At 35.2% G+C, this 16,819-nt stretch carries 14 protein-coding genes; 6 read left to right on the top strand and 8 right to left on the bottom strand.

What is annotated here, in order from left to right:
• Nucleotides 1-343: 343 nt before the first annotated feature.
• The 3 genes from pgl to gnd are packed head-to-tail and all read right to left on the bottom strand — an operon-like array spanning nucleotide 344 to nucleotide 3,995.
• Complete coding sequence (gene pgl, locus EK417_RS18975) at nucleotides 344-1,054, bottom strand: 6-phosphogluconolactonase (protein ID WP_136523051.1); 711 nt, start codon at nucleotides 1,052-1,054, stop codon at nucleotides 344-346.
• Between the two features lie 28 nt (nucleotides 1,055-1,082).
• Nucleotides 1,083-2,564 (bottom strand): glucose-6-phosphate dehydrogenase, encoded by a 1,482-nt coding sequence (gene zwf, locus EK417_RS18970; protein ID WP_136523050.1) that lies wholly within the window; start codon nucleotides 2,562-2,564, stop codon nucleotides 1,083-1,085.
• A 12-nt stretch (nucleotides 2,565-2,576) separates the two neighbouring features.
• Nucleotides 2,577-3,995 carry an NADP-dependent phosphogluconate dehydrogenase gene (gene gnd, locus EK417_RS18965; RefSeq protein ID WP_136523049.1) on the bottom strand — a complete coding sequence of 473 codons (1,419 nt, stop codon included), beginning with the start codon at nucleotides 3,993-3,995 and terminating at the stop codon, nucleotides 2,577-2,579.
• A 252-nt stretch (nucleotides 3,996-4,247) separates the two neighbouring features.
• Between gnd and EK417_RS18960 the strand changes: the two genes are divergently transcribed.
• Both EK417_RS18960 and EK417_RS21220 read left to right on the top strand, forming a co-directional pair.
• Nucleotides 4,248-4,607, top strand: a complete 360-nt coding sequence (locus tag EK417_RS18960) for a prevent-host-death protein (RefSeq protein ID WP_076597899.1) — start codon at nucleotides 4,248-4,250, stop codon at nucleotides 4,605-4,607.
• 309 nt (nucleotides 4,608-4,916) lie between these two features.
• Nucleotides 4,917-5,087 carry a hypothetical protein gene (locus tag EK417_RS21220; RefSeq protein ID WP_168802034.1) on the top strand — a complete coding sequence of 57 codons (171 nt, stop codon included), beginning with the start codon at nucleotides 4,917-4,919 and terminating at the stop codon, nucleotides 5,085-5,087.
• Between the two features lie 225 nt (nucleotides 5,088-5,312).
• On the opposite strand, the gene EK417_RS18955 is transcribed toward EK417_RS21220, so the two are convergent.
• A complete protein-coding gene (locus EK417_RS18955) occupies nucleotides 5,313-6,752 on the bottom strand; it encodes a helix-turn-helix transcriptional regulator (protein ID WP_168802033.1) in 1,440 nt (479 codons plus the stop codon).
• Between the two features lie 196 nt (nucleotides 6,753-6,948).
• Between EK417_RS18955 and EK417_RS18950 the strand changes: the two genes are divergently transcribed.
• The 3 genes from EK417_RS18950 (at nucleotide 6,949) to EK417_RS18940 (ending at nucleotide 12,117) form a co-directional block, all read left to right on the top strand.
• Nucleotides 6,949-9,948 (top strand): reprolysin-like metallopeptidase, encoded by a 3,000-nt coding sequence (locus EK417_RS18950; RefSeq protein WP_136523047.1) that lies wholly within the window; start codon nucleotides 6,949-6,951, stop codon nucleotides 9,946-9,948.
• A gap of 329 nt (nucleotides 9,949-10,277) precedes the next feature.
• Entirely contained in the window at nucleotides 10,278-11,510 is a 1,233-nt protein-coding gene (locus EK417_RS18945) for a T9SS type A sorting domain-containing protein (RefSeq protein ID WP_136523046.1), read from the top strand.
• Between the two features lie 7 nt (nucleotides 11,511-11,517).
• On the top strand, nucleotides 11,518-12,117 hold the full coding sequence (locus tag EK417_RS18940; protein ID WP_136523045.1) for an outer membrane beta-barrel protein: 600 nt from the start codon (nucleotides 11,518-11,520) through the stop codon (nucleotides 12,115-12,117).
• 258 nt (nucleotides 12,118-12,375) lie between these two features.
• On the opposite strand, the gene EK417_RS18935 is transcribed toward EK417_RS18940, so the two are convergent.
• Together EK417_RS18935 and EK417_RS18930 are read right to left on the bottom strand one after the other, a co-directional pair.
• Nucleotides 12,376-12,945, bottom strand: coding sequence for a hypothetical protein (locus EK417_RS18935; protein WP_136523044.1), 570 nt, complete (start codon nucleotides 12,943-12,945; stop codon nucleotides 12,376-12,378).
• Between the two features lie 209 nt (nucleotides 12,946-13,154).
• Nucleotides 13,155-14,954, bottom strand: coding sequence for a hypothetical protein (locus tag EK417_RS18930; RefSeq protein WP_136523043.1), 1,800 nt, complete (start codon nucleotides 14,952-14,954; stop codon nucleotides 13,155-13,157).
• A 298-nt stretch (nucleotides 14,955-15,252) separates the two neighbouring features.
• On the opposite strand from EK417_RS18930, the gene EK417_RS18925 reads away from it, so the two are divergent.
• Complete coding sequence (locus tag EK417_RS18925) at nucleotides 15,253-15,738, top strand: hypothetical protein (protein WP_136523042.1); 486 nt, start codon at nucleotides 15,253-15,255, stop codon at nucleotides 15,736-15,738.
• A gap of 381 nt (nucleotides 15,739-16,119) precedes the next feature.
• Here the strand turns inward: EK417_RS18925 and EK417_RS18920 are convergent, their stop codons facing one another.
• Complete coding sequence (locus tag EK417_RS18920) at nucleotides 16,120-16,446, bottom strand: helix-turn-helix domain-containing protein (protein ID WP_136523041.1); 327 nt, start codon at nucleotides 16,444-16,446, stop codon at nucleotides 16,120-16,122.
• Entirely contained in the window at nucleotides 16,425-16,658 is a 234-nt protein-coding gene (locus EK417_RS21670; RefSeq protein ID WP_317129521.1) for a hypothetical protein, read from the bottom strand. Before EK417_RS21670 ends, EK417_RS18920 begins: the two co-directional genes overlap by 22 nt.
• Nucleotides 16,659-16,819: the final 161 nt, after the last annotated feature.

Below are 16,819 nucleotides of genomic sequence, written 5' to 3'. Positions count from 1 at the left end.
TTATTCACCTTTCAAAATATTTTCAAAAAAGTTTTATTTTTTTTCAACTTTAGACACTACCAAGTGTCTTATTTTGTATATTTGCTCCAAACTAATAACCATTTTATATAGAAACACTATTTGAGTTGGAAAAATTAAAAGTTTCGAACAAAAAACAACTAAGGTAAAAACACTAAATGCAACAGCGTCATGAATTTTCTAATGATGCTGTTTTCATTTAGGATGCTTTATCTTCGTTTTAATCTACAGAAAATTGTATGTACCGGGAATCCGGTATCAGAATAGTTGATATGAAGAGAGACTGTCCAGGGACAGTCTCTTATTTTTTAAAGATTGAAATGTATTAACCTCTGGCCTTTTCGTCTGTAAAAAACTGAAATCCATCCTTCTTCTCAATAAGCTGCATTGGATACAATGAAGGATTATATTCACCATTCAATACCTCATTCAGTGCATGTTTTTTGGATTCACCAAATGCAATAGCCAGAATATTATCCGCATTATTGATTATTGGTGCAGTTAATGTGATCCTGAACATTTCCTGAGACTTAAGATAATAGGCAGATACCCATTTTTCTTTTTCATTTAGCACTTCTTCCCCTGGAAATAATGAGGCTGTATGGCCATCATCTCCCATTCCCAGCAGGATAAAATCAAAAACTCCATCATCACCAAGAATAGTTCTGATCTGCTGCTCATAAGCTTTTGCATAATCTTCAGGAGTTATGCCTTCAGCATACATAGGAAAGATATGATTTTGATCTATCGGAACCTGGCTGAGCAGCGTCTCCTCCGTCATCCGGAAGTTGCTTTTATCATCATTTAAAGGAACCCAGCGCTCGTCAACCCAAAAAAAGTAGACTTTATTCCATTCAATATGTTCTTTATATTCCGGTGTTGCCAAAAGTTTGAAAATGGCTTTGGGAGAAGATCCTCCACTTAATGCCACCACAAAACGGCCATTTTTCAGAATAGATTTTTTTGAAAGGTCAACAAATGCACCTGCTGCCCTGGTGTACAGTTTTTCCAGATCGTCAAATACTGTAATATTCATTTTCTGTTTGTTTAAATTTAGATTGTTTTTATACCCAGCTGTGTCCCTGTCTTTCTACCAAAGCATTAACGTCTTCCGGCCCCCAGCTTCCCGCTTTGTAATTGGGGAAAGAAAGATCTTTATTATTTTCCCAGGCTTCCTGGATGGTTGTGACAACATCCCATGCTTCTTCCACCTGGTCGGAACGCATAAATAAGGTAAGATCTCCTAAAAGAGCATCCTGCAGCAAAGTTTCATAAGCTTCCGGAGTATCTTCTTTACAGGCAAAATTATCGAAAATCATTTCCGCAGGCTTCAAATCCAGCGTCAGTCCCGGTTTTTTGGTCATGAACTGTAATCTGATATCCATCATGGGCTGAATATTAATAATCAGTCTGTTAGCCGATAAATGATGCGGACTGTCTGAGAACGTTGAGTGAGGAAGCGGTTTAAACTGAATGGTAATATAAGAATGTTTTTCTTTCATTTTCTTTCCGGTACGGACATAGAAAGGAACATCCTGCCATCTTTCGTTATCCAGATAAAATTTAATCGCTGCAAAAGTTTCTGTATTGGAATCCGAAGCAATTCCATCTTCCTGACGATAGCCTTTCACTTCCACTCCGTTTATGGTTCCTTTTCCATACTGGCCTCTTACTGCATAATGTTCAACCTGATCGGAAGATATTCTTCGAATTGATTTCAGAACGTCTACTTTTCGGTCTCTGATTTCGCCGGACAGTAATGAAGCTGGCGGTTCCATAGCTACCATACACAGGATTTGCAACAGGTGGTTCTGAATCATATCCCTTAATGCTCCGGTCTGTTCGTAAAAAGCTCCTCTCGTCTCTACCCCAACTTCTTCCGCTACGGTAATCTGTACGGATTCTATGTATTTATGATCCCACAAAGGTTCAAAAATAGAATTTCCAAATCTGAATGCTAATATATTCTGTACGGTTTCTTTCCCCAGATAGTGGTCGATACGATAAATCTGTTCTTCTTCAAAAGTTTTAGCCAAAAGGCTGTTCAATTCAATGGCTGACTGTTTATTATGACCAAAGGGTTTTTCAATAATAATGCGATCTTTCTTAGGATCAGAGGCCAATGAGGTCGTTTTGATATGATTGGATATGGTAGCAATAAAATTAGGCCCGATGGATAAGTAAAACAACCTGTTTGCTCTTACCCCATATACGGAATCAAAATCCTGTAATTTCTGCTGTAAATTGTGATAAGAGCTTTCTTCATCCAGCTGATGCTGAAAGTAAGTAATATGAGCCTGAAAACCAGCCCAGTCTTCGGAAGTTACTTTTTTTCTGGAGAAGCTCTCAAGGTTTTCTTTGATATAATTTCTGAAATTTTCGTTGGTATTTTCTGCCCTTCCCAATGCTACAATATTAAAGCCTTTGGGCATTCTTCCATCGATATATAAGTTATAAAATGCCGGAAAAAGTTTTCTTTTTGCCAGATCTCCTGTAGCACCAAAAATAACGATAGTTGTTGGCTGCAAGATTCTATTTTGATTCATTTTTTCCGAATTTTAATTGTTTGCACTTTGCCAAGAAGTATGGAAAACTCCCTCTCTGTCAATACGCTGATACGTATGAGCTCCGAAATAATCACGCTGAGCCTGGATCAGATTCACGGGAAGAGATTCTGTGGTATAGGCATCAAAATACCCCAAAGCCGTCTGGATTCCTAAACTTGAGATTCCGTTGGCAACGGCATATCCTGCTGTTTTTCTTAAAGCTTTGATTTTTGATTTTACCAGTTCTGAAATCTCATGATCAAGAAGAATATTAGAAAGGTTAGAATTTTGGGTATACGCTGAATAGAATTTTTCCAGCAATACAGAACGGATAATACATCCTCCCCTCCAGATTTTCACAACATCTTTCAGAGGAATTTCGAAACCATATTCTTCAGATGCTTTTACGAGTAACGACAGACCTTGTGCATAGCTGATTAAGGTAGAAAGGAAAAGAGCATCACCCACTTCTTTGATGAACAATTCTGTATTTTCAGGCTTAATAATTTCGCTTTCACTATATATTTTTGAAGCCTGAACTCTTTCGTTTTTATAGGCAGATAAAATTCTTGAAGTTACCGCAATGTCAATAGTGGGAATAGAAACCCCGATTTCCATGGCCTGCTCGGATGTCCATTTTCCGGTTCCTTTTGCTCCTGCTTTATCTAAAATCTGATCTACAAGGTAGCCATCTGTTAATTGGTCTTTCTGGGTAAAAATATCTCTGGTAATTTCAATAAGGAATGAGTTCATTTCGCCATTATTCCATTCTTTGAAAACCTGATAGAGCTGTTCATTATTGAGACCCGCTCCTCTTTTAAGAAGATCATAAGCTTCACTGATCAGCTGCATAATTGCATATTCAATACCGTTGTGTACCATTTTCACATAGTTTCCGGCAGATCCTTTTCCCATATAGGCTGTACATGCTTCGTTGTCTACTTTGGCTGCAATGGCTTCCAGCATCGGCTTCAGAAGTTTGAATGCCTCCGGATCACCTCCCGGCATTATACTGGGACCTTTTCTGGCTCCTTTTTCACCTCCTGAAACTCCCATTCCCATAAAATGCAGTTTTTTGGATGCCAGATCAGCAACACGTCTGTTGGTATCTTCGAAATAAGAGTTTCCTGCATCAATCACGATATCGCCTTCGCTTAAAAGTGGGGTAATATTTTCCAGCACAGCATCTACAGGTTTTCCGGCAGGAACCATAAGAATAATTTTTCTTGGGACTTCCAGAACGGATACAAAATCTTCTAAAGAAACTGTACCTTTCACCTTCATTTCTGAAGCAGCTCCGCTTTCTAATTCTTTCACTTTTTCCTGATCAAGGTCAAATCCTGCGATTGAGAACCCATTATCAGCGATATTATAAAGCAGATTCCGCCCCATTACTCCAAGGCCAACCATTCCATAACTATATCTTTCCATTATATTGGTATTAATATGAATTTTATTATATAGTGAATAAAATTACACAAATGCCCATAATGAAAAAAATAAAAGGGCATAAAATGTTTGCTTCACAATTGTTTCGTGCTCATTTATAAGCCCCTAATATTCACATTTTCACATGATTTTGTCTTTACAGAATAAAATTCGATCATTAATATGGGAATGATCTATTAAAACAGTCTGTTTTTTGGCATAATTAAACTTATATTTGCCAAAATTTATAAAGTAATGAACTATAAACTTGAACTCAACACTCAGGAGCCTAATTCTAAAATCGTTTTTAATAATATCATATTTGATTCGTTCAAGATTAATATAGTTGAAAGATATATCGGGTCAATGAAGGCTCGTCCTACATTATGTGAAGTTTTATTCAAGGTAAGAACTTTGGATAATGTCATTATCAACAGAAAAGATGGTCATGTAAGAGTAAAGGTAAAGGGTGATGATTTTGAAACGTATCAGAAATTATCCCGAGACCTGAATTCCTATGAATACAAAAACAAACTGATTAACAGAAAAGAGGTTGAACAGAATTATGTTCATTTCATCCTGAGTTTAGTAATTACAAATTATCAGCTTAATTAAGCTGTTCCGGATATTCTCCTTCTATAATTTTACAGAGGGAGAATGTTCAGGAAAACAATACACAGAAAGCCATCGGTTTTTTAATTAAAAACTGTAAGTTATACTGAGCATTCCATTTTGATTCTCAGCGGTTTCGAGCTGATTTTTTTTAAATATAGTTTAAATCAAATTATTCGTTATTACTTAGCATATTGCTTCGATGATATTTTTCACTCCAATTCTTTCAAACAATTTGCTCCTGCAAAATTTTATTGTACCTGAACAGAAATTTACCCAACCTTTAAGTATCTGTTTAATTATGAAATAGCTATGATATATCTTGTACTTTTATGGGGAACACTTCCTGCTCAAAGAAACACTGATGTAAATTTTGCAGTTTATAATAAAGCCGCTGGAACTGCCTGCAATATTGAGCTTAAAGAGGCTAACGACAACAATGCATCCATATTTCCATATAAGAAATTAATGACTGGTTTTTAATTGGGAATTAATTTATTGACTTATCCTTTTAAATAATAGTCGAGATTAATCATTAACAAAGGTTTTCTTATTGAGAGTCCTTCGACAGGCTCAGGGTGGAAAATCGAATACCACCCGAAATTTTTGAGCGTTTTCAGGCTGAGCCTGTCGAAGCTGGTATTACTAAAAGGGATAGGTCGATTAATTTAAAAGCAGGGACTAATTCATTTCGAAACAGTCTCTTTTTTATTTCAATAATTTAGAAAACCATACATAGATATCCATATCGCCGGGAATATTCATTTTTTTCCTTAGATTATACTTTTTGGTCTGCACCGTTCTTACTGAGGTGAAAGTATATTCAGCAATCTCTTTGGTAGAAAAATTCAGATAGATATATGCACAGAACCTTATTTCCGATATTTTTAAAGGAGAAATTTTCAGCAGCTCTTCTGAAAAATGTGGATAATATTCATTGAAACGGGTTAAAAACTCAGGATTATTTTCTTTGGCAAGCTGTATAATTTCTTTAAAAGCACTTTCATCTACAGATGGCTGATGAGGAATATCAATTTTATCCAGATTCTTGCTCTTATGTTTTCTATAGTAATACAGGAAAAGAAAAATGAAAAGAATACATACAGCAACACTTACTGATAATATAAAAAAGAGATTTTTTGTTTCTTTTTTTATTTTATTGGTTTCAAGTTCGTTTTGTTTATCAACGGTGTCATTCAATAGCTGGTTTTGGTTTTTGTTTGAAGACTCTATTTCCAACAGCCAATTGGAGTAATAGGCAATGCTGTCTTTTTGTCCCGTACTTTCATACAAGCTCTTTAGCTCCATAGCCACCGACTTTTGATAATTTTCGCTTTTATAATAATTATTAGCGATATTTTTACAGATCCATAAGTGATGCTGAGCTTCAGGAATTTGCTTAATGGATTTAAAATACCTACCAGCATAATACGACGTAATGTATCGTATCCCTATTTCATCTATTTTTTTTTCATTCTGAATGGCTTCCTCAATATATATTTTCGCAGAATCAGGTTTATTGAGGTCCAGATATATTCCGGCAAGATAAGGTGAAGTTTTATAGCTGTTGCTCAATCTATTCTTATCTATTCTGTAAAGTTCACCTTTATTTTCTCTGTAAATTTTGGAGTATTTGTATGCTGTTTTATAATGTTTTAATGCTAATTCTTTTTTATTAATTTCATTATATATTCCTGCATACTGCCAGTTGATAAGATAAATAAAGTAAGCATTATTGGTTTGCATCACTTTATCATACATTTCATCCAATTGTTTCAAAGAAGTAACTCTTTCTCCTAATTTCTGGTATAGCAACGATCTTTGAAGATGGAGATAAAATATGACTTCAAAATCTGTATCTGAATTGATGAGGTTTTCTTTTTCCACTTTATCTGTGTAATAAAAGGACCTCTTCATATCACTGTTCCGGTTATAAATATTGGCGATCTTCAGATACCCTAATGCCACACAATCATTGTAAGAATTTTGCTTACATACTTTAATAAGACTGTCTATTTTCTCAATTTCTTTTGGCCCGGCAGTAGAAAACTCAATATCAAAAAGAATATTCTTCATTTCTTGTTCTGTCTGCTGTGAATAGAAAAAGGAAGAAATCAAAAAGAATAAAACAGTTAGTTTTTTCATCATAATATTATCAATATAAAAATGCAATATTAATACTACACTATCACCACATTGGCTAAAATACATACGTATCACATACACAATGTAAAGAAATCACAATATAACATTACTTATAATACAAAATTAGCAATTACTTTTGAATAACCGAATATTATATTCATTCTTCACACTACCACTATTTAAATACCTAATTTTTAAAATGAGAAAAACTCTATTATCACTATTTTTGATATCAGGCTTCTGTCTTTCCAATGCCCAAAGATGGGAATCCGCTTCCCAGAAAACATCTGACATCAGAAGAGAGGTTACAATCAAATTTGCTTATAAAACTGATATCAATACATTAATACAGTTATTAAAAAATGCTGAAGAAACAGGGGCTAATGCACAAGCTGTTACAATCCAGCTGCCCACTGCTGAGGGAACCATAGAAAAGTTTGCTGTATACAGCAATCCTGTCATGGAAAAATCTCTGGCAGAAAAATATGGATTAGGATCTTATGTAGGGATTGGAATTGACGATCCGTCCAAATATGTCAGGTTCAGTACATCACCTACAGAAATGCAGTCTATGATTATCAAGGATGGTGTTTTTCAGTTTATAGAACCTATCACAACGGATAAAAAAACCTATGGAGTGTTCTATAAAACCAAGAGGACAGATTCTGAACATGGTTTTAGCTGCAGCATGGAAGGCAAAAAAGAACTGGATATCAAATCTTTAAAGAATTCAGGAAAAAACAAACTTGCCGGAATCAATATTACCGGAAGACCAGCTGCATCAATGTACAGAACTTATAGGCTGGCTTTGTCTGCAACCGGCGAGTATACAACACTTTTTGGAGGTGTTGCGGGCGCACTTGCCCAGATGAATAATACTATGACCCGTGTAAATGGTGTTTTTGAAAAAGAATTTGCCATTCATCTTACGATACAGAATTTCCCCAATATCATCTATGCCAATCCGGCCAATGATCCTTATACGGATGATTTAAACGGCGAGCTGCAACAAACTTTAAGCGCTCAGGTAGGTGATGCCAATTATGATATAGGACATGTCTTTAATGCAGCCGGAGGGGATGGAAATGCAGGATGTATAGGTTGTATCTGTACTGATCCTACGGCTGCAGAGCCATTGGGTAAAGGGTCTGCATTTACCCAAAACCAGAATCCTGTGGGAGATACATTTGATATTGATTATGTAGCTCACGAGATGGGACATCAGCTTGGAGGCAACCATACATTTTCTACAGTTACAGAAGGTTCGGATGTCAATGTAGAACCTGGAGGAGGTACAACCATTATGGGATATGCGGGAATTACTGCCAATAATGTTCAGATGAACAGTGATGCGTATTTTCATTATTCATCAATCAATCAAATCCTTACCAACCTTGAAAGTAAAGTTGGATGTGGTGTAGCTGAAAATATTGCCAATAATGCACCTGCCATTACTCCGCTTATTTCTTATCATATTCCTAAAGGAACAGCATATTACCTGGATGCCAATGCAGTTGATGCTAACGGAGATCAGTTTACCTATAACTGGGAACAGTATGACAGCGTGGGCTCAACCAGTTCAATCTCCGGAGATAGCGGATGGGGCTTCAATCCTGAAGGTTCTCTTACCCGTTCTTTTCCTGCAGTGGCTACCGGAAGAAGATATTTCCCAAGCCTTCCTATTGTGATGAGCGGTAAATTGACCAACAAAAACACCTGGGAAACAGTTTCATACATCCCCAGAGTTTTACATTATGCTGTATCTGTTCGTGATAATAATCCGAACAGGCCTTTAACTATTTCTGCTGAAAATACAGTAACTGTAGGAAATGACGGACCTTTCAAATTCAAAGGATTAAGCGAAGCTACTATCTTATATAATAACGCTTCCAATACTATTTCCTGGGATGTTGCCAATACAAACCTGGCTCCCTATAATGTTGCCAATGTAAAGATTGAGTATACAACTGATCTGAATAACGGATCAGCATGGACAGAGCTGGCATCCTCAACACCTAATGACGGCAGCCTTGACATACAGATGCCTGCTGCATTACAGGGAAACATTAAACTGAGAATTTCAGCTGTCGGAAATATATTTTATGCTGTCTCACCTTCAATTACCGTAGGAAGTGCTCCTGCTTCATTAAATAATCCTCCAACGGGGCTTGCTGCTTTTGAAAATGATATATTAAAAACTTCAGCCACCGTTTCATGGAATCATGTACCGGGAGCAACCTATTCTGTGAATTACAGAAAAATGGGAACAGCAAACTGGTCTAATGCTGTAAGCCCAATTAATTCTGTATTGCTGAATAATCTTGAGGATGAAACTTCTTATGAAGTTCGTGTTTCGTCCGTGATTAATAATGTTGCGGGAGAATTTTCACCGGTTTATAATTTTAAAACTAAAGGATTACGCACAGGATATGATTACTGTCTGATGACTACGGGAGGAAATACGACAATCAGTCCGTATTTCAGCGGAATCTTGAGAGTGACTTTAGCCAATGTGGATTTAGCTGGAAATGGGACAACCGTTCAGCACGCTTATAAAGACTATTCGGAAGACCCTGCGAAACTGATTCAGCTTACTCAGGGTGCGCAATATAATATGAACTATATTGTGTATGCTAACCGTGCAGGAGGAAACTTTCAGGATTGGGTACAGGCATGGATTGATTACAACAGAAACGGAGTATTTGAGGCTTCGGAAAGAATAGGAATTAACGGAGCTGCTCCGGACGCCAATAAAAGACATCAGGGAAGCTTTGCATTTGCAGTTCCGGCCAATGCTTATAATGGTGACAAAACATTAAGAATGAGAGTAGCCAGCGGCTTTTTCAATGCTTCAGCTGATGCGTGTACAAGTCCATCTTTAAATGATAATGGTGATCTTTTCTCAAGAGGTTCGGTATGGGATTTTTCTGTAAAAATCAATGCGGCACTTGGGGTTAAGGAATCCGTTCAGTCATCTTCTGATCTTGAAATCTATCCTAATCCGGCAGATACATTTGTAGAAGTGAAGAATCTGAAAGGCAAAGCCGATTACAAAATCTACAGTGCGGACGGAAGACTTGTTCAGGAAGGGAAACTGGATGGCCAGAGAATCAATGTAGCTTCATTGATTAAAGGAATGTATGTGATCACTGTAAAGGATGACAAGACTACTTACAATACGAAATTAATTAAGAAATAGTAATAATTAGTACCGTGTACCTGTAGGTTAATCGTGATACCTGCAGGTACTTTTTCTCAACATCTTTTAAAATAATACAGCCCAATCAATAACTCATAGTAAATCAAAATATCCAGCAAAGTAAATACATTTTCATTTAAACACCTTTTAATGTTGTACCTGCAGTATAGATTGGGTTTTCTGCAGGTGCTTTTAAAAAAATATACTTGAACAGGGATATAACATTATATTTATAAAACATTTTTTAATCATCGTTTGTGTTTTGTACCTGCATTAGAAGTGGTTTTCTGCAGGTACTTTTATTAAGATAACAATTTAAAAAAATCTATATGATAAAAAAACTACTCTTTCTGATATGTACTGGCTTTTCAGTTTTATCATTTTGTCAATCCGATGAGGTTCTGTTTATCGGAAACAGTGTGACCTATTTTAATGACATGCCTGAAATTTTCAAAAATATAGCCGCTTCAAAGGGGAAAAATCTGTCTGTAACAACCCATACTCCCGGAGGAACCGGATTTGTGAATCATGTGGATGATCCTTCATTGTATCAGAAAATAAGGTCTAAAAATTATAAGTATGTTATCATGCAGCCCGGAACTGGTGAATCTGCAGGTCATTCTTATCCTGTTTCCGTAACAGCCGAACGCGGGCGAAAAATAAGAGATTCTATTCGTAAATACAGTCCTTGTTCTAAAATATTCCTGTATGAAATTCCTTATGGAGTACCCTCTGCCAATGATTACAACACCTATTTTGCTTTTCAGCAGAAAATTAAAGATTCCATTACAAAGATGTCTAATCTGATGCAGGTGGAAATGGTACCTGCGGGAGAATCTGCAAAACATTACTATAATTCTTCGCAGGATCTGGCTCTTCACGGATCTTATAACGATATTCATCCGGGGCCTAAAGGAAGCTATCTTGTGGCGGCTTCTATGTATTCTGCAATTTTTCAGGATCATGTCTTTCCATCCACTTTTTATAACGGACTGGCTCAAAATACCGCTGAAAATTTTCAGAATATTGCAGATCTTGTTTTTTTTAATAATCCGGCGCAATGGAACATTAACACGTTTCATCTTCATTCGGATTTTATAGCTGGAATTAATGGTACGACTGTAAGTTTTACCAATCATTCTGCAAATTATACTTCTGTATCATGGAACTTTGGAGATAGCACCACCGATTCGACATTGAATCCGATTCATCACTATTCCGCTCCGGGAAATTATACGGTATCACTTACTGTCAGCAAAAATTCCTGTGCAGAAACTTTCAGTAAAGCAATCACTATTGGTTCTCTGGGAACTTCGGATATTAATATACAGCCTGAGTTTATATTTTACCCTAATCCTGTGAAAGACTTTGCCTATATCACAAGTAAGGAAAAGATAAAAGAAATAATCATTTACAATAGTGAAGGAAGAAGGGTATCCAACATCTCAGATACAGAAATTGCTGATCATAAAATAAATTTTTCACACTACCAGAAAGGAATGTATATCGTGAATATTATTTTCAAAAACAATCAACAAAAAATCATTAAAATAATTAAATAATATAGTGATGACAAACAGATTAAACAAAATCTTCATTTACTCCTTAATTTTCAATGCATGTATGCTGAATGCCCAGCAAAAAGGCACTTCAGAGATAAAGATAGGATATGGTGTGCTGTCTTCCAACGAAATTGGCAAAGTCTTTTCAGATATTATAACTGCACCATTTTCTTACGCTGAACTGAAAGCCACTGATGAAAAACATTCCGGAGCTCTTTTTATTGGTTACAATTATGCCATTAAAGATAACTGGACTATCGGTACAGACCTTGTGTATGAAAGATATACAGCTTCCGTTAAAGATCAAAACCATATTATTGCCAGCCAGAAGAATGATATTTACACACTGGCCGTAAACAGTACTTATTCTTATATCTCAAAGCCTAAGTTCAGAATGTACTCAGGGGTTGGTTTAGGATATACTTTTTCAAATGAAAAGCTTAGTCCTAATCAGTCAGATGTTCAAAGTATGTCTTCAAAAAACAGTTCTTTCAACTTTCAGGTAATAGGAGCAGGTGTAAGAATAGGCGGAAAACTTGCAGGATTCGCAGAATTAGGATTTGGATATAAAGGTATAATTAATTTAGGGATCAGCTATCAGCTTTAATTATTAACCTTGTATTCCTTATTTCAAGTTAAAAACAGCTATTTACAATCATCACAATTTATGCTAAATACCGACAAAATATGTTTCCGTAGGGATTCCGGCTCTTTTATCGTTGAGGTTGTTTAAACTTTTATAATCATTATTTTATCCATAAAAGGCACAAAAGTTTTAAATACTTACCTTTATTCAAAGAGAATACCCCGAGGCAGAGCCTCGGGGTATTCTCTTTGAATAAACAATTTGCATATAAAAGTGGTTCTATTTAGCTGCCGTAGTAATTTTATTAAATGCATAAGGCACTACTCCTATTCCCAGTGTAAGTAAAACACCAACGAGGTCATTCAGATTGGGAAAATTATTTACATCAAAATAGTTCCAGATGGCAAAGGTGGTGAGAACACACGCCAGACCTACAGACACTAACCCGCTTATAAATGCAAGAAAACGGCTTACACTTGTGTTAGGTTTTTCGGTATTGGAATCTGAAGTGCTGTTAAGTGCTGCCGCAGCATCCATCATTGCCTGCTGGCTTCCAAACGAAGCGGCTAAAAAAGCCTCTTTTTGCTTTGTTTTTTCTTCTTCTATCTGAACATTAGCATCCTTATCCAAAAGAAGGTCCTTTAAAGATATCTTGTCTTTTTTCAGTTTAAAAAATACAATACATGTAATTAAAAGAAAGAGCAAAATGGGAGAAAGTGCAATCCACTTTTCGGCATCTGTTATAGGAGTTATCGTAGGTACAGAAGTTGTGGCAGAAGGTTGTTGTGCAAAAAAGCCGACAGATGTAAAAAATGTGGTCAATAATAAAATAAAATTCAATGGTTTCATCTGGATTAGTTTAAAGGTTGTTAATGATTTGCGTTAAATTGCATCTGAATATATTCTACAGCCTACAATTTATTTTATAACAAATATTGTAATTATATAACAACCTGTCAATTACCCATTTGGGTAATATCCTATCCCTATTTTAAAATTTATAACCTGAAAAGCGATGTGTTTTCAGATTGCTAAGTTTACGGTTTTATTTTCTATCATCAATTTCCAAAATTGACAAAATGAGGAACATCTGTTGCAAAACTGTTCAAAGGTAAAAGATTATTTCTGTTACTGTTAAAATCAAAAACAGAATTATTATCAAAGGGAACGCGTGGATAATACATAAAAGAAATCTGAATCCTGTTGAAAACAAGATATGGATTATTAATTAACACACCTATTCCGATTTTTGTATTGACTTTGGTCTTCAGCAGTTTATCATCAGGCATTCCCAGCCAGCCCACTGCGGTAGTTAAATAAGGACTGAAATGGAAATTCTTCCAGGTTTTATTGATAAACAACTGAAGCTGATATCTTAATACTATTTTTTTTGTCCCGATATAATCTGAATTGTAAACAGGAAATTCGTCTGCAGAAGAAAGATTGATCCTATCCTTATAAGAGTAATTATGCTGTGGATTTCCCAAGGCTAATGTCGGAGAGAAGAAATGTCTTGCTTTGGCAAATTTCCAGTCCATCAGGTTGGTAAAATAAGTTCCGTCAAAACGGAAAGATTCCCTGTTCCGGCTGTCTTCATTAAAAAACCTTCCAAACTGTGCTTTCACTGTGAAATATCCCAACTTTGTAAAACGACCGTAAGATGCAGAGATCCCCACATACGGATTCACTTCTTTATTTCTTGATAAGCCTCCGGCAATGAGGTTCACAGAATTACCATAAGCTACATCCTCCGGCAAATCATACTGGAAAATATTCTTCTGAACTGAAAAGTTTCTCTGAATAAACCCAACAGACATCAGAAAACTGTTATAAGAACTGAAATATTTGTACTTGTCAATTCCCGGACTGTCTTTGTACTGATAGTTCTGAAATCTTCCTATTATGGCAATATTGCTGGATACCTTCTCACTGGGGTCAGATGAAACCGGAATCTGATACCCACCCCATACATCTTCGCTGTACACCTTAATCTGAACTTCCGGAAAAGTGGTATCTGTTTCTATCGGAAGCAAAACTTTACGCATAAAATATTCGAATGTAAAACCTCCCGCCCATTTCGTTAAAGGTGAGAAAAAGTCTCTTCTGAGGCTGAAATTGATTCTTTCATTTCTCGAAAAATCCCGTTCCCCAAGAATCTGGGCGTTGATATAGGTACCAAAGAGATTATATGTGGTATAGCTTCCTAAAAGATAATCCTGCTTCTCTTTGGAGTCATTTCTGTAAAGAAAGTCTAAGGTGTGTCCCAGTCCCAGTACATTCTCTTCAGTAACTCCCAGGCCAATCTTGCTTCCTGAATAGCTTACTCTTGGCTTCAGACTCCAGGAATCAAGAACCCTTACAACAACATCTATAGAGTCTTTACCGGAAATACTATCAGAAACACTGATATTAACTCTGTTTATAAAAGGCATTGTTCTGAGCAAACGCTCAGATTCGTAAAGTTTTTGGGCGTTGTACTCTTCTCCTTCTTTAAAAAGCAAAAAATTATTAACTGTAGATCTTGTGGTACTGGAATGAAGGTGATCCTTTATCCAGTCATACCATTTGCCTATTTCCTTACTGTCTTTAGAGCCATATCCGAAAGGGTCAATGGTTTCTATCCTGACATTTCTGATAATTCTTTTGTTATAAGTGTTTTGCGAAAGTTTTTCAGTATTGGACTTAACAGAAGTTGAATCCGGTTCTCTACGAAATATAAAGCGGTGAATGAATTTGGTAACTTTTCTTTTATCAGAAAATTCTTCAATTTTATAATAAAGTGAATCTTTCTTCTCCTGTGCATTTAAAAAGAAAAAACCACTTAAAAAGAAAATCAGAGTTACAGTCGTTCTAGTCATTAGCCATCAAAATTCAATTCAGTTTGTTGTATCAATTTATACGCCAATAGGGCTTAAACACCTACCACATTTAGGATTTTTTTCTATATACAACTTACTTTATTGAATATTTTCATACAGAAATAGAAAAACACCTCTGTTTTACTGTCAGATAACCGCTAATTTACAATCATTTTTTATTTCACTTTTATTTCCAGAAAAAGATCCATATTCTCAAAACTAACTTAAATCATAAAATAAAAGCAACCGCAACAACCTTTTTTTGTTTATTTTTACTCATTATAAATAAAAATAATACATGAAAAAAATTGTACTTACGGGAATAGCATTTATAGGAGGGCTTCTAACAGCCAATGCGCAGTGTAAAGCCGTAACCACTATTGCAGAAAGTTTTGATACCTGGAAAGATATCAATAAATGCTGGAGTGTTCAATCCGGAAAAGCGATGCTTTATGCCAGTGAAAAAAGAATTATATTTTATTCTATGAACAATCCCAGAGAAAATATGTATCTGGTAACCCCGGAAATTAAAGCCGGAACCTATACACTGTCTCTTGACCTTTCTGATAATGGAGGAGAAACTACCTTAGAACTTTTCTCAATAGATAACCCTTCAGATATAAAAACCTATATTTCGATCACTAAGCCTTCCAAAATAACAGGAGAGAAAAAAACATTTACAGTTTCTTTGAAAAAAGATTCACATTTAGGGTTGAAAGTCTTGCTGAATGGCGTTAATCAGGCTGTTTATATGGATAACTTATCTCTACAGGCTAAGAAATAGTTTTAGGATAAAGTCTAATGCTGACCGGCAAAAAAAGAATTTACTATTCTATAATACAAGCCCAAAATAGTTATTATTCAAGAAAACAGTCTAATATATTAAGATGCAAAACTTTAAATCAAAAATTTCATTCTAAGTTTTGCATTTTTCAATTTTTAGGAATCGCTACAATTTCTATGTAATATTTAATCATTAATCTTATTAAGTTTTAAAAAAGGAATGTTTGAAGTCAAACATATTACCTGTAAATTTAATGTCTGTAAATAAGAGTACTAAAGCTATTAATTTTTTTATGCCGTGGAAATTAATAATAAATATTGCTGGAGATACTGTTTAAAACTTAGATAAAAACAAGGTAAATCTACCGTTAATATAATTCGTTTAAAATATACGCTTCCACTTTGCAATGGTATTTCTGCTTAATTTAAAATGTCTGGCTAACTGACTATTACTTAATTTATACCTCTTTTGATAATCAAGAATTTCAAAAATAGTTTGTTTATTATAGGATTTGAATTTTTGATTTTCAGATAATCTATCATAAAATATAATATTATTAACTTTCAAAATATCAGATAAAGACATTATTTCTTTTGATAGATATCGCTTTACATATTTCAATTTCTCCGGGCATTTAGACTCTATAAAATCGTGATAAATCCTTTTATAATCAGGTCCTGTATTTATTATCTGTTCTTGCTTTTCCATTTATTCAATGTTGATTTGGGAATCCTGTAATGATCCATAATTTCTACAGGAGTCTTCTTTTTATCTTTCAAGATCTTCAGTATATAGTCTATCATTTCCTTTGTATATAAACTTTTCCGGAACTGAGGTAGTTTTGACCTCCCTTCATTTTTATTGTGTCTGGCGACCGGAGGGTAAAGGATAAAATGGGTGGGATAGAGAAAAAAAATCATATCTCAATAGTTTTGATCATTTTAGAAGTATATCCACATCCAATGATTTCATAGAATACATTTCCAGCATCTCATTTTCTGTTGAATGTAATAATCTACAAATTCTGCTCATATCAATATCTTGTTCATTTACATGCTCATATACCAAAGCACCAATATGA

The organism is Chryseobacterium candidae, from assembly GCF_004916905.1.
Taxonomy (GTDB): Bacteria; Bacteroidota; Bacteroidia; order Flavobacteriales; family Weeksellaceae; genus Chryseobacterium; species Chryseobacterium candidae.
Note: the sequence above shows the minus strand (reverse complement) of the source record. Positions and strands in the feature narration are given on the sequence as shown.